Consider the following 14,958-nt stretch of genomic DNA (forward strand, 5'->3'; position numbering starts at 1 on the left):
TTCTGCGCCACGGCCACGCCCTGGCGCGGGTCGGCCGCGTCGTCCTCGGCCACGACCTCGAAAGTGACCTTCTGGCCGCCGACCTGGATGCCCTTGGCGTTGAGCTCCTTGACGGCCAGCAGCAGGCTGTCGCGGTTGTCCACGCCATAGGCGGACTGCGGACCGGACAGCGGGCTGCTGAAGCCGATCTTCACGACCTGCTGCGCCTGGGCGGCGAAGGAGGCGGCGGCCAGGGCGACGGGCATGAGCGCGGTGAGGAGCTGCCGCGCGCCGAGGGTGAACTGTTTCATGAAGGTTCTCCGTTGAGTTCTCAAACAAGTGGGACACCGGCCGGCCGGCCGGTTCCACATGGGTTGAAGCGGCGCCGCCGCAGCCGCTTCAGGGGTAAAGGCCGCGCTCCTCGCGCGCGCTGAGGATGCGTTCGCAGGCCACCGCGAAGGTCGCGGTGCGCAGCGTGATGCGGTGCTTGTCCGCCGTCTGCCAGATGTAGCGCAGCGAGTCGGTCATGATCTTGTCCAGGCGCACGTTGATCTCCTCTTCCGTCCAGAAGAAGCTGGAGAAGTCCTGCACCCACTCGAAGTAGCTCACCGTCACACCGCCGGCGTTGCAGATCACGTCGGGCACGACCAGGATGCCGCGCTCCTGCAGCACATCGTCGCCCTCGGGCAGCGTGGGGCCGTTGGCGCCTTCGAGCACCAGCCGCGCCTTGATGCGCTGCGCGCGGGCGCTGTCGATCTGGCCTTCGAGCGCGGCGGGGATGAGGATGTCGCACTCCACGTCCCAGAACGCGTCGCTGTCGGCCGGCTCCGCAGCCTCGAAGCCGCGCACGCCACCGTGGCGCGCGACGTGCTCGCCGAGCTTGAGCGCGTCCAGGCCGGCCGGGTTGACGATGGTGCCGCTGTGGTCTTGCACGGCCACGATGCGCGTGCCGGCCTCGGCAAACAGTTGCGCCGCCACCGATCCCACGTTGCCGAAGCCCTGCACCGCCACGCGCGCGCCCTCCAGCGGCAGGTTGATGCGCCGCGCCGCCTCGCGCCCGGTGACGAACACGCCACGGCCGGTGGCCTTGACCCGGCCCAATGAGCCGCCAAGGTGGATGGGCTTGCCGGTGACCACGCCGGTGGCGGTGGCGCCGGTGTTCATGGAATAGGTGTCCATCATCCAGGCCATGACCTGGGCGTTGGTGTTGACGTCCGGGGCCGGGATGTCGCGCTGCGGGCCGATGATCAAGCCGATCTCGCTGGTGTAGCGGCGCGTCATGCGCTCGAGCTCCTTGACCGAAAGCTGCGACGGATCGACGCGGACACCGCCCTTGGCGCCGCCGAAGGGCAGGCCCACGCCGGCGGTCTTGATGGTCATCCATGCCGACAGCGCCATGACCTCGTCCAGCGTCACGTCGGGGTGGAAGCGGATGCCGCCCTTGCCGGGCCCGCGCGAGAGGTTGTGCTGCACGCGGTAGCCCTCGAAGTGGCGCACGCTGCCGTCGTCCATCTCGATGGGCACGTCCACGATGAGCACGCGCTTGGGGCGCTTGAGCGTGTCGATCCACTTCGACAGGTGGCCCAGGTAGGGCGCCACCCGGTCCACCTGCGCGATGTAGGTGGCCCAGGGGCTGTGCGGATCAGCGCTGGCGAAGGACAGCGGAGTGGAGGTCTCGTTGAGCAACATGGCGATTCGGCCGGCGCCCAATGCCGGCTGGCGTTGACAAGACGGTGGAAGGGCTTGGTGCCCTCGGTGCGGCAAGGCGCCTGGTGCAGGTGGCCTGGCCCGGTAATGCGAAACGCCCCTTCAGTGCGGCTGCGGTTGGCGCCGGGCCATGCGGCTGACCGGCACACCCCGGTTGGCGTGAAGGGAAACAGGCTTCATGCGGGAGCTTGGGAGCTGCAAAGACATCAACGACTGCGTATAGGAAAGATCGTATACGGTAGACGCATGTTTTGTGCCTAGGTGCAAACCACTATGCGCACCAACGAGGTGCTGGTTTGCAGCATTTGCTGGCGCCGAGTTGGTGAAGTGCTCCACCAAAGGCGCCGCAGCGGTGCGTGAGCACGTTGAAGTCCGGAGGCTCGGGGCATCTGGGAATTTCGTATACGCTTCGCCTCCGACTCCCGCTCCAAGGTGAACCCCGTGCCTCTTGACCTGAACGACGTCCCGAACCTGGGCCTGCCGCCCACGATCTCGGATGTCATTGCGAAGCACCTGCGCAACGCCATCGTCACGGGGCAACTGCACGAGGGCGAGCCGATCCGACAGGACGAGGTGGCCGCGATGTTCAAGGTCAGCAAGATCCCGGTGCGCGAGGCGCTGAAGCATCTGGAGGCCGAGGGCCTGGTCGCGTTCCAGCGCAACCGCGGCGCGGTGGTGCACAGCCTGTCGGAGTCCGAGATCGTGCAGATCTACGAGGTGCGGGCGATGCTGGAGTCGAACGCGATGCGCCTGTCGGTGCCCAGGATGACCCCGGCGACGCTGGAGCGGGCGCAGCGGCTGTGCGACGAGTTCGCGCAGGAGCACGATCCTTTTCGCTGGGCCGAGCTGCACTGGGCTTTCCACTCCTGCCTGTACCAGGACGCGCAGCGGCCGTTCCTGATGAACCTGATCCAATCCATCAACAACCGCACCGAGCGCTACCTGCACATCCAGCTGACCCGGGACGGCGGCCGGGACACGGCCGACACCGAGCACCAGGCGCTGGTGGATGCCTGCCGCCGCGACGACGCGGACGAGGCGGCCCGGCTGGTGCACGAGCACATCATGGCGGCCTGCGAGCTGCTGCGGCGCCATCTGCCCCAGCCGGACGCGCAGGACGGGGCGGCCGGCAAGGGCGGCGCGTAGCGTGCCCGAGGCCGCGGCCCGGCGCGCCGGCCGGCAGTCTGAAACGCTTGAGGGCATGGGGACTCGGGTCCGGGCAGGCAAGTTCACCGAAGGACCGCAACGATAGGGCCGGTGCTTCCGAATCTTTGTTCAAATTCGGCAGCTTCAGGCGAACAACTCTCTACATGCCCGACACCACTGAGCTGGACCGCATCGACCTCCTGATCCTCAGGACGCTGCAGGAGGACGGCCGCATGACCAATCTGAAGCTGGCCGAGGAGGTGGCGTTGTCGCCCACGGCCGTGCTGGCGCGGGTGCAGCGGCTCACGCGCGAGGGCTACATCCTGGGCTACGAGGCCCGGCTCAATCCGCTCAAGCTGCGCGCGGGCATGCTGGTGTTCGTCGAGGTGCTGCTGGACAAGACCACGCCGCACATCTTCGAGCACTTCAAGGCGGCGGTGCAGGTGCACCAGCAGATCATGGAATGCCACATGGTCGCCGGCGGCTTCGACTACCTGCTCAAGATCCGCTGCGCCGACATGGAGGCCTACCGCCATTTCGCCGGCACGGTGCTGTGGCTGCTGCCCGGCGTGCGCGAGACGCGCACCTACGCGGTCATGGAGGAGGTGAAGCACTCCACCCATCTCCCGCTGTCCGGGATGTGAGCCTCGAACAAGCCACCAGCCATCCGGCCGTTGGCCGTGGGCTGCCGAAGAATATTCGGTGTGGCGACGTGGTTACGGTGAAAGATGCGGAGTGATTTGATCCACAGTCTTGTCATTGCGCTTTACCCGCCCGTGACATGAACACCCCGTCCACCTCCCTGATCCCGTTTGCGGAATTCCTGCATCCCGTGGCCTTCGGCTCCGAGTTGCGCGAGGCCATCACGGCCGCCTGGCGCAAGCCGGAGGTCGAGGCGCTGCCGATGCTGGCCGAGCTGGCGCGGCTGCCCGCGCCGCTGAAGGCGCAGACGCAGGCGCTGGCCGCGCGCATCGCCTCGACGCTGCGCGACAGGAAGCCCTCCGCGGGCCGCGCCGGCCTGGTGCAGGGGCTGCTGCAGGAGTACGCGCTGTCGTCGCAGGAGGGCGTGGCGCTGATGTGCCTGGCCGAGGCGCTGCTGCGCATTCCGGACCGCGAGACGCGCGACGCGCTGATCCGCGACAAGATCTCGCGCGGCCAGTGGCACGCGCACCTGGGCAGGAGCCCGTCGCTGTTCGTCAACGCCGCCACCTGGGGCCTGCTGATCACGGGCCGGCTCACGGCCACGCACAGCGAGTCGGGGCTGTCGGCCGCGCTGGGGCGCATGGTGGCCGTGGGCGGCGAGCCGCTGATCCGCAAGAGCGTGGACATGGCCATGCGAGTGATGGGCGAGCAGTTCGTCACCGGCGAAACCATCGAGCAGGCGCTGGGCAACGCCCGCGTGCGCGAGGCCGAGGGTTTCAGATACTCCTACGACATGCTGGGCGAGGCGGCGCTGACGGCGCACGACGCGCAGCGCTACCTGCAGTCCTACGAGCGCGCCATCCATGCCATCGGCAAGGCGTCAGCGGGGCGAGGCATCTACGAAGGGCCTGGCATCTCGATAAAACTCTCGGCGCTGCACCCGCGCTACAGCCGCGCGCAGTACGACCGCGTCATGGACGAGCTCTACCCGGTGCTGCTGCGCCTGGCCGCGCTGGCCAAGCGCTACGACATCGGCCTCAACATCGACGCCGAGGAGGCGGATCGGCTGGAGATCTCGCTGGACTTGCTGGAGCGGCTGTGCTTCGAGCCGACGCTCAAGGGCTGGAACGGCATCGGCTTCGTGATCCAGGCCTACCAGAAGCGCTGCCCCTACGTGATCGACTACATCATCGACCTGGCCCGCCGCAGCGATCGCCGGCTGATGATCCGCCTGGTCAAGGGCGCGTACTGGGACTCCGAGATCAAGCGCGCCCAGCTCGACGGGCAGGACGGCTACCCGGTCTACACGCGCAAGCACCACACCGACATCTCCTACGTTGCCTGCGCGCGCAAGCTGCTCTCCGCGCCGCAGCAGGTGTATCCGCAGTTCGCCACGCACAACGCGCACACGCTGGCGGCCATCTACCACCTGGCCGACCCCGCGAGCTACCAGCCGGGGCAGTACGAGTTCCAGTGCCTGCACGGCATGGGCGAGCCGCTGTATGAGCAGGTGGTGGGCACCGGGGCGGGCAAGCTGGGCCGGCCCTGCCGCGTCTACGCGCCGGTGGGCACGCACGAGACGCTGCTGGCCTACCTGGTGCGGCGCCTGCTGGAGAACGGTGCCAACACCTCCTTCGTCAACCGCATTGCCGACACCTCCATCTCCATCGACGAGCTGGTGCGCGACCCGATCGACGTGGCCGATGAGCTGGCGCAGAAGGAAGGCCGCTTCGGCCTGCCGCATCCGGCCATCCCGGCGCCGCGCGAGCTGTACGGCCCGACGCGCCCGAACTCGCGTGGCATCGACCTGAGCAACGAGCATGAGCTGGCCCGGTTGCAGGCCGCGCTGCGCGCCAGCGCCGCCGAAACCTGGACGGCCGAGCCGCTGCTGGCGGCCGGCACGGTGGCCGGCGCGCGCGAGGCGGTGCGCAACCCCGCCGACCATGGCGACGTGGTGGGCCACGTGCAGAACGCCACGGCCGAGCATGTGGACCTGGCCTTCGACCACGCCGCCGAGGCCGCGCCGCGCTGGGCGGCGACGCCGCCGGCCGCGCGCGCCGACATGCTCGACCGCGCCGCGAACCGGCTGGAAGAGGACATGCCGCGCCTGATGGGCCTGCTCATCCGCGAGGCGGGCAAGACGGCGGCCAACGCCATTGCCGAGGTGCGCGAGGCGGTGGACTTCCTGCGCTACTACGCGCGCCAGGTCCGCAGCGATTTCCAGCCCGGCTCGCATGTGCCGGTCGGCCCGGTGGTGTGCATCAGCCCCTGGAATTTCCCGCTGGCCATCTTCATGGGGCAGGTGTCGGCGGCGCTGGCCGCGGGCAACCCGGTGCTGGCCAAGCCGGCCGAGCAGACGCCGCTGATCGCCGCCGAGGCCGTGCGCGCGCTGTGGGCCGCGGGCGTGCCGCGCGACGTGCTGCAGTTCCTGCCCGGCGCGGGCGAGGTGGTGGGCGCGCGCCTGGTGGGCGACGCGCGCGTGCGCGGCGTGCTGTTCACGGGCTCGACCGAGGTCGCGCGCATCCTGCAGCGCGCCGTGTCCGGCCGGCTCGATGCCAACGGGCGTCCCATCCCGCTGATCGCCGAGACCGGTGGCCAGAACGCGATGATCGTGGACTCCTCGGCCCTGGCCGAGCAGGTGGTGGCCGACGTGCTGGCCTCCGCCTTCGACAGCGCCGGCCAGCGCTGCTCGGCGCTGCGCGTGCTGTGCGTGCAGGAGGACTTGGCGGACCGCCTGATCGAGATGCTGCTGGGCGCCATGGCCGAGTGGCGCGTCGGCAGCCCGGACCGGCTCGCGGTGGACGTGGGCCCGGTGATCGATGCGGAGGCCCTGGCCGGCATCGAGAAGCACGTCGAAGGCATGCGCGCCAAGGGCCGCCGCGTGCACCAACTCGGCGCCTGCGACGCGGCCGTGCTGCGGCGGGGTACCTTCATGCTGCCCACGGTGATCGAGCTGGAGCAGCTGTCGGAGCTGCAGCGCGAGGTGTTCGGCCCGGTGCTGCACGTGATCCGTTACCAGCGCGACGATCTGGACGCGCTGCTGGCGCAGATCAACGCCACGGGCTATGGCCTCACGCTGGGCCTGCACACCCGCATCGACGAGACCATCGGCCGGGTGCTGAAGGCGGCGCACGCGGGCAACATCTACGTGAACCGCAACATCGTCGGCGCCGTGGTGGGCGTGCAGCCCTTCGGCGGGGAAGGCCTGTCCGGCACCGGCCCCAAGGCCGGCGGCCCGCTGTACCTGTACCGGCTGCTGTCCCAGCGCCCGGGCGACGTGATGACGCGGCTGTTCGAGCCGGGCGGCGCGCTGGACCTGGGGCCTTATGGCCGGGACATGCCGCCGGCGCTGCATGCGCTGCAGGAGTGGGCGCGCAGCCAGTCCAGGCTGCCGCTGGCGCAGGCCTGCCAGCGCTTCCACCAGCAGTCCCGCAGCGGCGCCTCGCAGACGCTGCCCGGGCCGACGGGCGAGAAGAACGTCTACGGCATTGCCGCGCGCGAGGCCGTGCTGAGCCTGGCCGGCAGCGACGACGACCGCCTGATGCAGCTGGCCGCGGTGCTGGCGGTGGGCAGCCGCTGCGTGTGGCCGGTGGAGTGCGGCCCGCTGCTGGAGAAGCTGCCCGCGCAGGTGCAGGGCAGCGTCGTGCTGGCCCGCGACTGGGGCTCGCCGGAAGTGAGCTTCGACGCCGCGCTGTTCCACGGCAGCACCTCGGAGCTGCAAGGCATCCGGCGCCGGCTGGCGGAGCGGCCCGGCCCCATCGTCGGCATCGAGCGGCTGCAGCCGGGCGAAGTTGACGTGCCGCTGGAGCGGCTGGTGGTTGAGAAGGCGACCAGCATCAACACCGCGGCCGCCGGCGGCAACGCCTCGCTGATGACCATCGGCTGAGCTTCGGGCGCACGGTCGCAGTGTCCGGACGGCGCTCGCCGTCTGGCACATTCGCGGCCATGCGCCACGATCTGACCAGCCTGGAGCTCTTCGTCGCGGTTGCCGAGTGCGGCAACCTGACCCGCGCTGCCGAGCGCCAGCACCTGGCGGTCTCGGCCGTGAGCAAGCGCATTGGCGAGCTCGAAGCGCTGGCGCGCACGCCGCTGCTCGTGCGCCAGCCGCGCGGCGTGGCGCTGACGCCGGCCGGGCAGTCGCTGCTGCATCATGCGCGCCAGATGCTGCTGCTGGTGCGGCGCATGGACGAGGAACTGGGCCAGTACGCCGGTGGCATGAAAGGCCACATCCGGCTGCATGCCGTGGCTTCCGCGCTGACGCAGTTCCTGCCCGAGGAGCTGGAGGCCTTCCTCACGCGCCATCCGGACGTGCAGGTCTCGCTGGAGGAGCGCACCGGCAAGGCCGTGGCCCGCGCCGTGGCCGATGGCAGCGCCGACCTGGGCATCGTCGCCAGCGCCGCGGCGCAGGCCGGGCTCGACACGCTGCCCTACCGCACCGACCGGCTGATGCTGGGGGTGCCCAGGGATCATCCGCTGGCACGGCGCAAGGCCGTGCGCTTCGCCGACGCGCTGGCCTATCCCTTCGTCGGCCCCCATGCCGAAAGCTCGCTGTCGGCGCTGATGCAGCAGGGCGCCCAGGCCTGCGGCCGCGCGCTGCAGCAGCGCGTCCAGGTCAGCAGCTTCGATGCCATGTGCCGGCTGGTGGAGACGCGGCTGGGCATCACGCTGCTGCCAGCCGGCGTGCTGGCGCCCCATGTCGCGGCCGGGCGCCTGCAGGGCGTCGATCTGAAAGAGGCCTGGGCCGAGCGGCACATGGCCATCGTGGTCCGCGACACGCAGGCGCTCAGCCACATCACCCGCGCGCTCATCGCGCACCTGCAGCAGGCTGCGGGCAGCAGCCGCGGCTGACCTCGCTCCAACTCCAGTTCAGCACGCAGACGGGTCCGCTGGGTCGAGTCCTTCGACCGGTGGCCGCCTACTCCATCTCTGTTGCCAGCAGATGAATATGCTGGTGTAAGCACCGATTGACGCGAGGGAATTTGTCTCGGCCGGGTTGATGCAATAGTTACACTCGTTAACCCTGATCAAAAACATCCTCTCGGAGGCCGTTGCATGCGTACCAAGTCAATGAAGCTGGGCACCAAGCTTGGCCTGGCGTTCGCGGTTCTTGTGCTGTTGACCCTGAGCGTGGGCGGCTTTGCGCTGAGCCGGCTTTCCAGCGTGAACGAGCGCATGCAGGAGCTGGCGGACGACAAGCTGCCGAGCATCAAGGCGCTCGGTGAGCTGCGCGCAACGGCCAACCAGTTGCGCCGGCAGGAGTCCGATCACGTGATCTCCTCGGAAGCCGCGGAGCGCAGCGCGGTCGAGGCACGGATCAACGAGGGCAAGGCCGCCTTCCAGGACAAGCAGAAGGCTTACGAGGCCCTGCTCTCCTCGCCCGAGGAGCGTGCCGGCTACGAAGAGTTCAAGAAGCGGCGCGACGCTTATCTGGCGCTGCATGAGCAGCTCATTGCTCTCTCGCGCGCCGGCGAGGAACGCATGGAGGACACCAAGGCGCTGTACCGTGGCGCCTCGCGGAGCGCCTTCAACGCCATGGCCGACGAGATCGGCAAGCTAGTGGACATCAACGACAGGGCCTCCGAGGCCTCCGCGGCGGCTGCGCGCGCAACGTATCACTCGGCGCTCTGGTGGACGACCGCGCTCGTGGCCGCCGCGGTGGTGCTGGCCGCGGCACTGGGCACCCTGATCGTGCGCAGCGTGCTGCGCCAGCTCGGCGGCGAGCCGGCCGAGGCCGCGGCGCTGGCGCAGCGCGTCGCCGACGGCGACCTCAGCGTGCCGATCGAACTGCGTACCGGCGACCGCGACAGCCTGTTGGCCGCGCTCAAGCGCATGCAGGAAAGCCTGGCCATCATCGTCGCCACCGTGCGCGCCAATGCGGAAGGCGTGGCCGCGGCCTCGGCCCAGATTTCGCAGGGCAACAACGATCTGTCGAGCCGCACCGAGGAGCAGGCCTCGGCGCTGGAGCAGACCGCGGCCTCGATGGAGCAGCTGGCGGCCACGGTCAAGCAGAATGCCGACAACGCGGTGCAGGGCAACCAGCTGGCGGCGAGCGCTTCCCAGGTCGCGGTGCAGGGCGGCGAGGTGGTGAGCCAGGTCGTGGACACCATGCAGGAGATCAACGCCAGCTCGCGCAAGATCGCCGAGATCATCAGCGTGATCGACGCCATCGCGTTCCAGACCAACATCCTGGCGCTCAATGCGGCCGTCGAGGCAGCCCGGGCGGGTGAACAGGGGCGGGGCTTCGCCGTGGTGGCCGGCGAGGTGCGCAACCTGGCGCAGCGCAGCGCACAGGCGGCCAAGGAGATCAAGGAGCTCATCCAGACCAGCGTCGAGCGCGTGGAGCAGGGCACCGAGCTGGTGGATCGCGCCGGGGCGACGATGAACGAGGTGGTCGCCTCCATTCGCCGGGTGACGAACCTCATGAGCGACATCAGCGCGGCCAGCAGGGAGCAGAGCTCGGGTGTGGCGCAGGTCGGCGAGGCCGTTTTCGAGATGGACAAGGCCACGCAACAGAATGCCGCGCTGGTCGAGGAAAGCGCCGCGGCGGCGCAAAGCCTGAAGCTGCAGGCCGATCAGCTGGTGAATACCGTGGCGGTGTTCAAGCTGGCCCAGGCCGGTGCCGCCGCAACCGTAGCGCCCGGGCCTGCGGCCTCGGGCGGCACGGAGCGTGCGGACCCCGGCCGCGCGGACAACGTGATGCGGCTCGACTTCCGGCGCGGGGCGGCCCAGCCCACGCCCGGCAAGGCGGCGGCGAACGCGGACGCCGAGGAGTGGGCAACGCTCTGAACCGCACGGCCTGACCAGCCCGGTGCAGCGGCCGGGCCGCTGGCGACTACGATGGCGGTCCTGTCGTTCAATCGCCTCTCGATGTCTATGCGAGTCTTCCTGGCTTTGGTTTTTGCGCTGTCTTCCCTGTATGGCTGTGCCGTGTACACGCCTGCGGGCTCCGTGGTGGTCGATCCGGCGGACCGGCCCAGCGGCGGAGGCGGCAATTTCTGCCCGCCTGGTCAAGCCAAGAAGGGCCGCTGCTGACGCCGGTCTTCGTTCAGGCGCTTGCCCGGCATCGGCCTGCTCGGACCTGACCAGGCACTTTCACCGGCAAGCACGAACTGGAATCAGCCGGCCACGAGCCGCCGCCTGGTTGTGGCGGCAACATCCTTCAGCCAGGGATGCCGGGCCCAGTGGTGCTGCGCGAACTCTTCGATCTGCGCGCGCTGCGTCAGTGTCAGGCCGATGACGTCCAGCCCTTCCATGAGCATGCGGCGATGCCGCGCCGACAAGGTGAAGCGCGCCTCGACACGGGCACTGCGCACCGTCATGGTCTCCAGGTCGATGCGCACGGTGTTGCGTGCCGGATCGTCCGCGTCCGCCATGAGCGCGGCAATCTCCTGCGGCGTGAGCATGGCCAGCAGCAGCCCGTTGTTCATGGCGTTGGAATAGAAGATCTCGCCGAAGCTCGGCGCGATCACGGCCCGGATGCCGTACTGCTGCAGGCCCCACACGGCGTGCTCGCGGCTGGAGCCGCAGCCAAAGTTGGCCCCGGCTATCAGGATGCTGGTGCCGGCGTATTCCGGCCGGTTGAGCACGAAGCCGGGGCGCTGGTGGTCTGCTGCATCGAAGCGCAGGTCGTGGAGCACGCCCGGCACCAGTCCCGACTTGTCGATGCCGCGCAGGAACTGCTTGGGCATGATCTGGTCGGTGTCGAGGTTTTCGATGCGCAGGGCCGCGGCACGGCCTTCGATCAGGTGCTGGTCAGCCATGGATGCGCTCCAGTTTGCGAACGTCGGTGATGGCGCCGGTGACGGCCGCCGCGGCGGCCATGGCGGGGCTCATCAGGTGCGTGATGGCGCCGCGGCCCTGGCGCCCTTCGAAATTGCGGTTGGTGGTCGAGGCGCAGCGCACGCCCGCATCGAGCACGTCGTCGTTCATCGCCAGGCACATGGAGCAGCCGGGGTTGCGCCACTCGAAGCCGGCGCCGATCAGCAGCGCCGCAATGCCCTCGGCCTCGGCCTGCTCCTTCACGGCGCCCGAGCCCGGCACGACCATCGCCCGCACGCCCGGCGCCACGCTGCGGCCGCGCACGACGTCGGCCACGGCACGCAGGTCCTCGATGCGCCCGTTGGTGCATGAGCCGATGAAGACATGCTGCACCGGCGTGCCCTCCAGTGGCGTGCCGGGCCGCAGCGCCACGTAGCGCAGCGCCTGTTCGGTGCTGCGGCGCAGCACCTCATCGGGCTGCGCCTGCGGGCTGGGCACGCGGCCGGACACCGGGATGACCTGGTCCGGGCTGGTGCCCCAGGTGACATGCGGCGCCACGGCGCTGGCGTCGAATTGGTGCTCGACGTCGAAGCGCGCATCCGCATCGCTGTGCAGTGTCTGCCAGTACGCCAGCGCCTGTTCGCGCATGGCGCCCGTGATGTCGCCGGCCCGCTCCAGCACGTACTCGATGGCCTTGGCGTCGGGCGCGATCAGTGCGCCGCGCGCGCCGGCCTCCACCGCCATGTTGCACAGCGTGAAGCGGGCCTCGACGGACAGGGCATCGATGGCGCTGCCGCGGAACTCCACCACGAAGCCGCGCGCGCCCTGCGCGCCGATGCGGCCAATGATCATCAGGATCAGGTCCTTGGCCGTCGCACCGAGAGGCAATTCGCCATCGATGCGAATGCGCATGGCCTGGGCCAGGCGATACACCAGCGTCTGCGTGGCCAGCACATGCTCGACCTCGGAGGTGCCGATGCCGAAGCCGAGCGCGCCCAGCGCGCCGTAGGTGGTGGTGTGGCTGTCGCCGCAGATCACCACCATGCCCGGGCGGATCATGCCGTGCTCGGGAGAGACGACGTGCTCGATGCCTTGCAGGTGGTCGTTGGTGTCGAACAGCGGGATGCCGTGGCGCTCGCAGTTGCGCTTGAGGTTGCTCGCCTGCAATGCGGAGGCCGGGTCGGCGATCACGCGCACGGTGCCTGGGTGCGTCGGGATGATGTGGCTCACCACGGCCACGTTCTGGCCCGGCACGGGCACGCCGCGGCCCTGCTCATGCAGCCCGGCAAAGGCTTGCGGGCTGGTGTACTCGTTCATCAGGTGCAGGTCGCAGAACAGCAGCACGTTCTGCTCGTCCAGGCGGGCCACGGTGTGTGACTCGACCAGCTTGTCGTAGAGGGTCTTGGCAGTCATCGGGTCGGATGAAGAAACGGCTTCGGGAATGGCGTGGGGCCGGGTCAACGGTCACTCCGCGGTGATGCCGCGCTCCTTGATGAGCTTGGCCCACTGCGGCATCTCCTTTTCGAGGCGGGCGCGGGCCTGCTCCGGCGTGGAGGGAATCGGGTCGTAGCCCTCCCGCACCATGCGCTCCTTCAGCGCGGAGGAGTTCAGTGCCTGGTTGAGCGACGCATTGAGCTTGTCGATCACGGGCTTGGGCGTGCCCGCCGGCGCAAACACCATGAACCAGGTTTCGAACGCGTAGCCGGGCAGTCCGGCCTCGGCGATGGTGGGTACGTCCGGCATCAGCGTCGAACGCCTGGAGCCGGTAACGCCCAGCGCGCGCAGCTTGCCGGACTGCACCTGCTGCTGCGCCGCGGACAGCACCGGGAAGCTCATGTCCACCTGCCCGCCGATCGTGTCGGCCAGAGCCGGGCCACCGCCCCGGTAGGGAATGTGCGTGATCGTCGCCCCGGACACGCCCTTGAACAGCTCGGCGGCCATGTGGAAGGTGCTGCCCGGGCCGGCCGAGCCGTAGGTGTGCTTGGCCGGTTGCGCCTTGAGCAGGGCCAGCAGTTCCTTCACGCTCTTGGCCGGCAGGTTGTTGTTCACCACCAGCACATGCTGGGAGCTGGCCACCATGCCGATGGGCGCCAGGTCCTTCAGCGTGTCGTAGGGCATCTTCGGAAACAGGGCCGGATTGATGGCCAGCGACACCGTCTGCAGCCCGATGGTGTAGCCGTCGGCCTTGGACTTGGCCACGGCGTCCACGCCCAGGTTGCCGCCGGCACCGGCCTTGTTCTCAATGAACATGGTGCCGCCCAGCGCCTTGGCCCATTCGTCCGAAATCAGCCGCGCGGCGATGTCGGCGCTGCCGCCGGGCGCGTAGGGCACGACCAGCTTGACGGCGCGCTCGGGGTAGGTCTGCGCCAGGGCCGGGCCGGCGGCAAGCGCGGACAGGGCGAGGGCGGCGAGGACGCGTCGGCGTTGCATGGCTTGTCTCCTGTGTGGTGGTGAAGCGATGCCCAAAATGCTATACGTGAACTAAAGCCACACAATTTCTTCTCTCGAACTTCTTTCGTGCGTCAGATTCACTAATGGATGCGTTTTCAGACCTCACTTTTTTCAGCCATGTCGTGAAGCAGGGCAGCCTGGCGGCCGCGGCGCAGGAGATGGGCGTGACGCCTTCGACCGTGAGCAAGCGCCTGGCGGCGCTGGAGCTGCGGCTGGGCGTACGGTTGCTGCATCGCACCACGCGCCGCCTCAGCCTGACGCCGGAAGGCGAGACTTACCTGGTCGAGGGCGCGCGCGTGCTGGCGGAGCTGGAGGCGCTGGAGCGCACGGTGGCGGGTAGCCGGGCGCAGCCCAAGGGCCTGCTGCGGGTCAGCGGCACCTTGGGCTTTGGCCGCCGGCATCTGGCCCCGGCGCTGTCCGCGTTCGCCAGGTGCTATGCGGAGGTCGAGGTGCAACTGCACCTGGGCGACAAGCCCGTCAATCTGGTCGAGCAGGGCTTCGACCTGCAACTGCGGTTTGGCGACCTGCCCGACGCGCGGCTCACGGCGCGGCGCTTGGCGCGCAACCGCCGCCTGCTGCTCGCCGCACCGGCATACCTGGCCCACGCCGGTGAACCGATGTCGCCGCGTGATCTTTCGCAGCACGCGTGCATCTTCATCCGCGAAGGCGACGAGACCTTCGGGACGTGGCACCTGAGCCATGGCGCCAGGCACGAGACCGTGAAGGTCCGCGGCCCGTTGAGCACCAATGACGGCGAGACCGCGCTGGGCTGGGCGCTGGATGGGCACGGCATCCTGATGCGTTCGCTGTGGGATGCGGCCGCGTACATCAGGGCCGGCAAGCTGAAACTCATCCTGCCGGACTGGAGCCTGCCGGCCGCGGACATCTATGCGGTGTTCCCGACGCGCAACCACCTCTCGGCCAAGACACGGGCCCTGGTGGACTTCCTGGTGGACTGGTTCAGGAAGCACAACGACGCCCTGGACGACGAATGGCAAGGGTGGTGACGGCGCGGCGCAGCGCAACCGCGGGCGCCACGGCTCGGCGCCGCCACTGGCCGGGCGGGACCGCGCCCGGCGCACGCGTTCCATCCGGGCGGCAGGGACTGGCACGTGCACTAAACTGTATGCACTTCAATCGCGTCGCCGCGGAGCCCGTGCCGCTGCTTTCCCCGGGAAGCGCCGCATCAGGTTGCGACCTTCGCTCCTCACAGAGCCCGCTGTGGTGAGGGGAAGGAGCCGGCGGCACGCGCTGCCGGCGCTTCCTGCGATATCC

General features: G+C 69.3%; 11 protein-coding genes. 6 read left to right on the plus strand and 5 right to left on the minus strand.

The window, feature by feature from the left end; translation table 11 throughout:
• Together HHL10_RS19645 and HHL10_RS19650 are read right to left on the minus strand one after the other, a co-directional pair.
• The coding region (locus HHL10_RS19645; protein WP_169162098.1) for an ABC transporter substrate-binding protein at positions 1-290 on the minus strand (290 nt) is incomplete at its 3' end.
• 88 nt (positions 291-378) lie between these two features.
• Complete coding sequence (locus HHL10_RS19650) at positions 379-1,668, minus strand: Glu/Leu/Phe/Val family dehydrogenase (protein WP_169162099.1); 1,290 nt, start codon at positions 1,666-1,668, stop codon at positions 379-381.
• A 459-nt stretch (positions 1,669-2,127) separates the two neighbouring features.
• Here HHL10_RS19650 and HHL10_RS19655 point away from each other — a divergent pair, with 459 nt between their 5' ends.
• From HHL10_RS19655 to HHL10_RS31230, 5 genes are all read left to right on the plus strand, one after another.
• A complete protein-coding gene (locus HHL10_RS19655) occupies positions 2,128-2,832 on the plus strand; it encodes a GntR family transcriptional regulator (RefSeq protein ID WP_169162100.1) in 705 nt (234 codons plus the stop codon).
• Between the two features lie 164 nt (positions 2,833-2,996).
• A complete protein-coding gene (locus tag HHL10_RS19660; RefSeq protein ID WP_169162101.1) occupies positions 2,997-3,476 on the plus strand; it encodes an Lrp/AsnC ligand binding domain-containing protein in 480 nt (159 codons plus the stop codon).
• A gap of 137 nt (positions 3,477-3,613) precedes the next feature.
• Positions 3,614-7,360, plus strand: coding sequence for a trifunctional transcriptional regulator/proline dehydrogenase/L-glutamate gamma-semialdehyde dehydrogenase (putA, locus tag HHL10_RS19665; protein WP_169162102.1), 3,747 nt, complete (start codon positions 3,614-3,616; stop codon positions 7,358-7,360).
• Between the two features lie 59 nt (positions 7,361-7,419).
• Positions 7,420-8,322 (plus strand): LysR family transcriptional regulator, encoded by a 903-nt coding sequence (locus tag HHL10_RS19670; protein ID WP_169162103.1) that lies wholly within the window; start codon positions 7,420-7,422, stop codon positions 8,320-8,322.
• A gap of 204 nt (positions 8,323-8,526) precedes the next feature.
• The gene (locus HHL10_RS31230) at positions 8,527-10,260 is read left to right on the plus strand and encodes a methyl-accepting chemotaxis protein (RefSeq protein WP_169162104.1); all 1,734 of its coding nucleotides are present in this window, start codon (positions 8,527-8,529) and stop codon (positions 10,258-10,260) included.
• Positions 10,261-10,589: 329 nt separating this feature from the next.
• Here HHL10_RS31230 and leuD read toward each other — a convergent pair whose 3' ends face one another.
• The 3 genes from leuD to HHL10_RS19690 are packed head-to-tail and all read right to left on the minus strand — an operon-like array spanning position 10,590 to position 13,662.
• The gene (gene leuD, locus HHL10_RS19680; protein WP_169162105.1) at positions 10,590-11,234 is read right to left on the minus strand and encodes a 3-isopropylmalate dehydratase small subunit; all 645 of its coding nucleotides are present in this window, start codon (positions 11,232-11,234) and stop codon (positions 10,590-10,592) included.
• Positions 11,227-12,645 carry a 3-isopropylmalate dehydratase large subunit gene (gene leuC / locus HHL10_RS19685; protein ID WP_169162106.1) on the minus strand — a complete coding sequence of 473 codons (1,419 nt, stop codon included), beginning with the start codon at positions 12,643-12,645 and terminating at the stop codon, positions 11,227-11,229. The genes leuD and leuC overlap by 8 nt, the downstream gene beginning before the upstream one ends.
• A 51-nt stretch (positions 12,646-12,696) precedes the next feature.
• Positions 12,697-13,662: a tripartite tricarboxylate transporter substrate binding protein gene (locus HHL10_RS19690; RefSeq protein WP_169162107.1), complete on the minus strand. Its 966-nt coding sequence runs from the start codon at positions 13,660-13,662 to the stop codon at positions 12,697-12,699.
• Between the two features lie 104 nt (positions 13,663-13,766).
• Between HHL10_RS19690 and HHL10_RS19695 the strand changes: the two genes are divergently transcribed.
• A complete protein-coding gene (locus tag HHL10_RS19695; RefSeq protein WP_169162108.1) occupies positions 13,767-14,690 on the plus strand; it encodes a LysR family transcriptional regulator in 924 nt (307 codons plus the stop codon).
• The last annotated feature ends 268 nt before the right edge of the window (positions 14,691-14,958 follow it).

This window comes from Azohydromonas caseinilytica (assembly GCF_012927045.1).
Lineage (GTDB): Bacteria > Pseudomonadota > Gammaproteobacteria > Burkholderiales > Burkholderiaceae_C > Azohydromonas > Azohydromonas caseinilytica.

What these genes read in the sequence shown, in the direction of transcription:
- HHL10_RS19670 (WP_169162103.1), top strand. Translation starts at nt 7,420, where the DNA reads ATGCGCCACGATCTGACCAGCCTGGAGCTCTTCGTCGCGGTTGCCGAG.
- leuD (WP_169162105.1), bottom strand. Translation starts at nt 11,234, where the DNA reads ATGGCTGACCAGCACCTGATCGAAGGCCGTGCCGCGGCCCTGCGCATC.
- putA (WP_169162102.1), top strand. Translation starts at nt 3,614, where the DNA reads ATGAACACCCCGTCCACCTCCCTGATCCCGTTTGCGGAATTCCTGCAT.
- HHL10_RS19690 (WP_169162107.1), bottom strand. Translation starts at nt 13,662, where the DNA reads ATGCAACGCCGACGCGTCCTCGCCGCCCTCGCCCTGTCCGCGCTTGCC.
- HHL10_RS19660 (WP_169162101.1), top strand. Translation starts at nt 2,997, where the DNA reads ATGCCCGACACCACTGAGCTGGACCGCATCGACCTCCTGATCCTCAGG.
- HHL10_RS19650 (WP_169162099.1), bottom strand. Translation starts at nt 1,668, where the DNA reads ATGTTGCTCAACGAGACCTCCACTCCGCTGTCCTTCGCCAGCGCTGAT.
- HHL10_RS31230 (WP_169162104.1), top strand. Translation starts at nt 8,527, where the DNA reads ATGCGTACCAAGTCAATGAAGCTGGGCACCAAGCTTGGCCTGGCGTTC.
- leuC (WP_169162106.1), bottom strand. Translation starts at nt 12,645, where the DNA reads ATGACTGCCAAGACCCTCTACGACAAGCTGGTCGAGTCACACACCGTG.
- HHL10_RS19695 (WP_169162108.1), top strand. Translation starts at nt 13,767, where the DNA reads ATGGATGCGTTTTCAGACCTCACTTTTTTCAGCCATGTCGTGAAGCAG.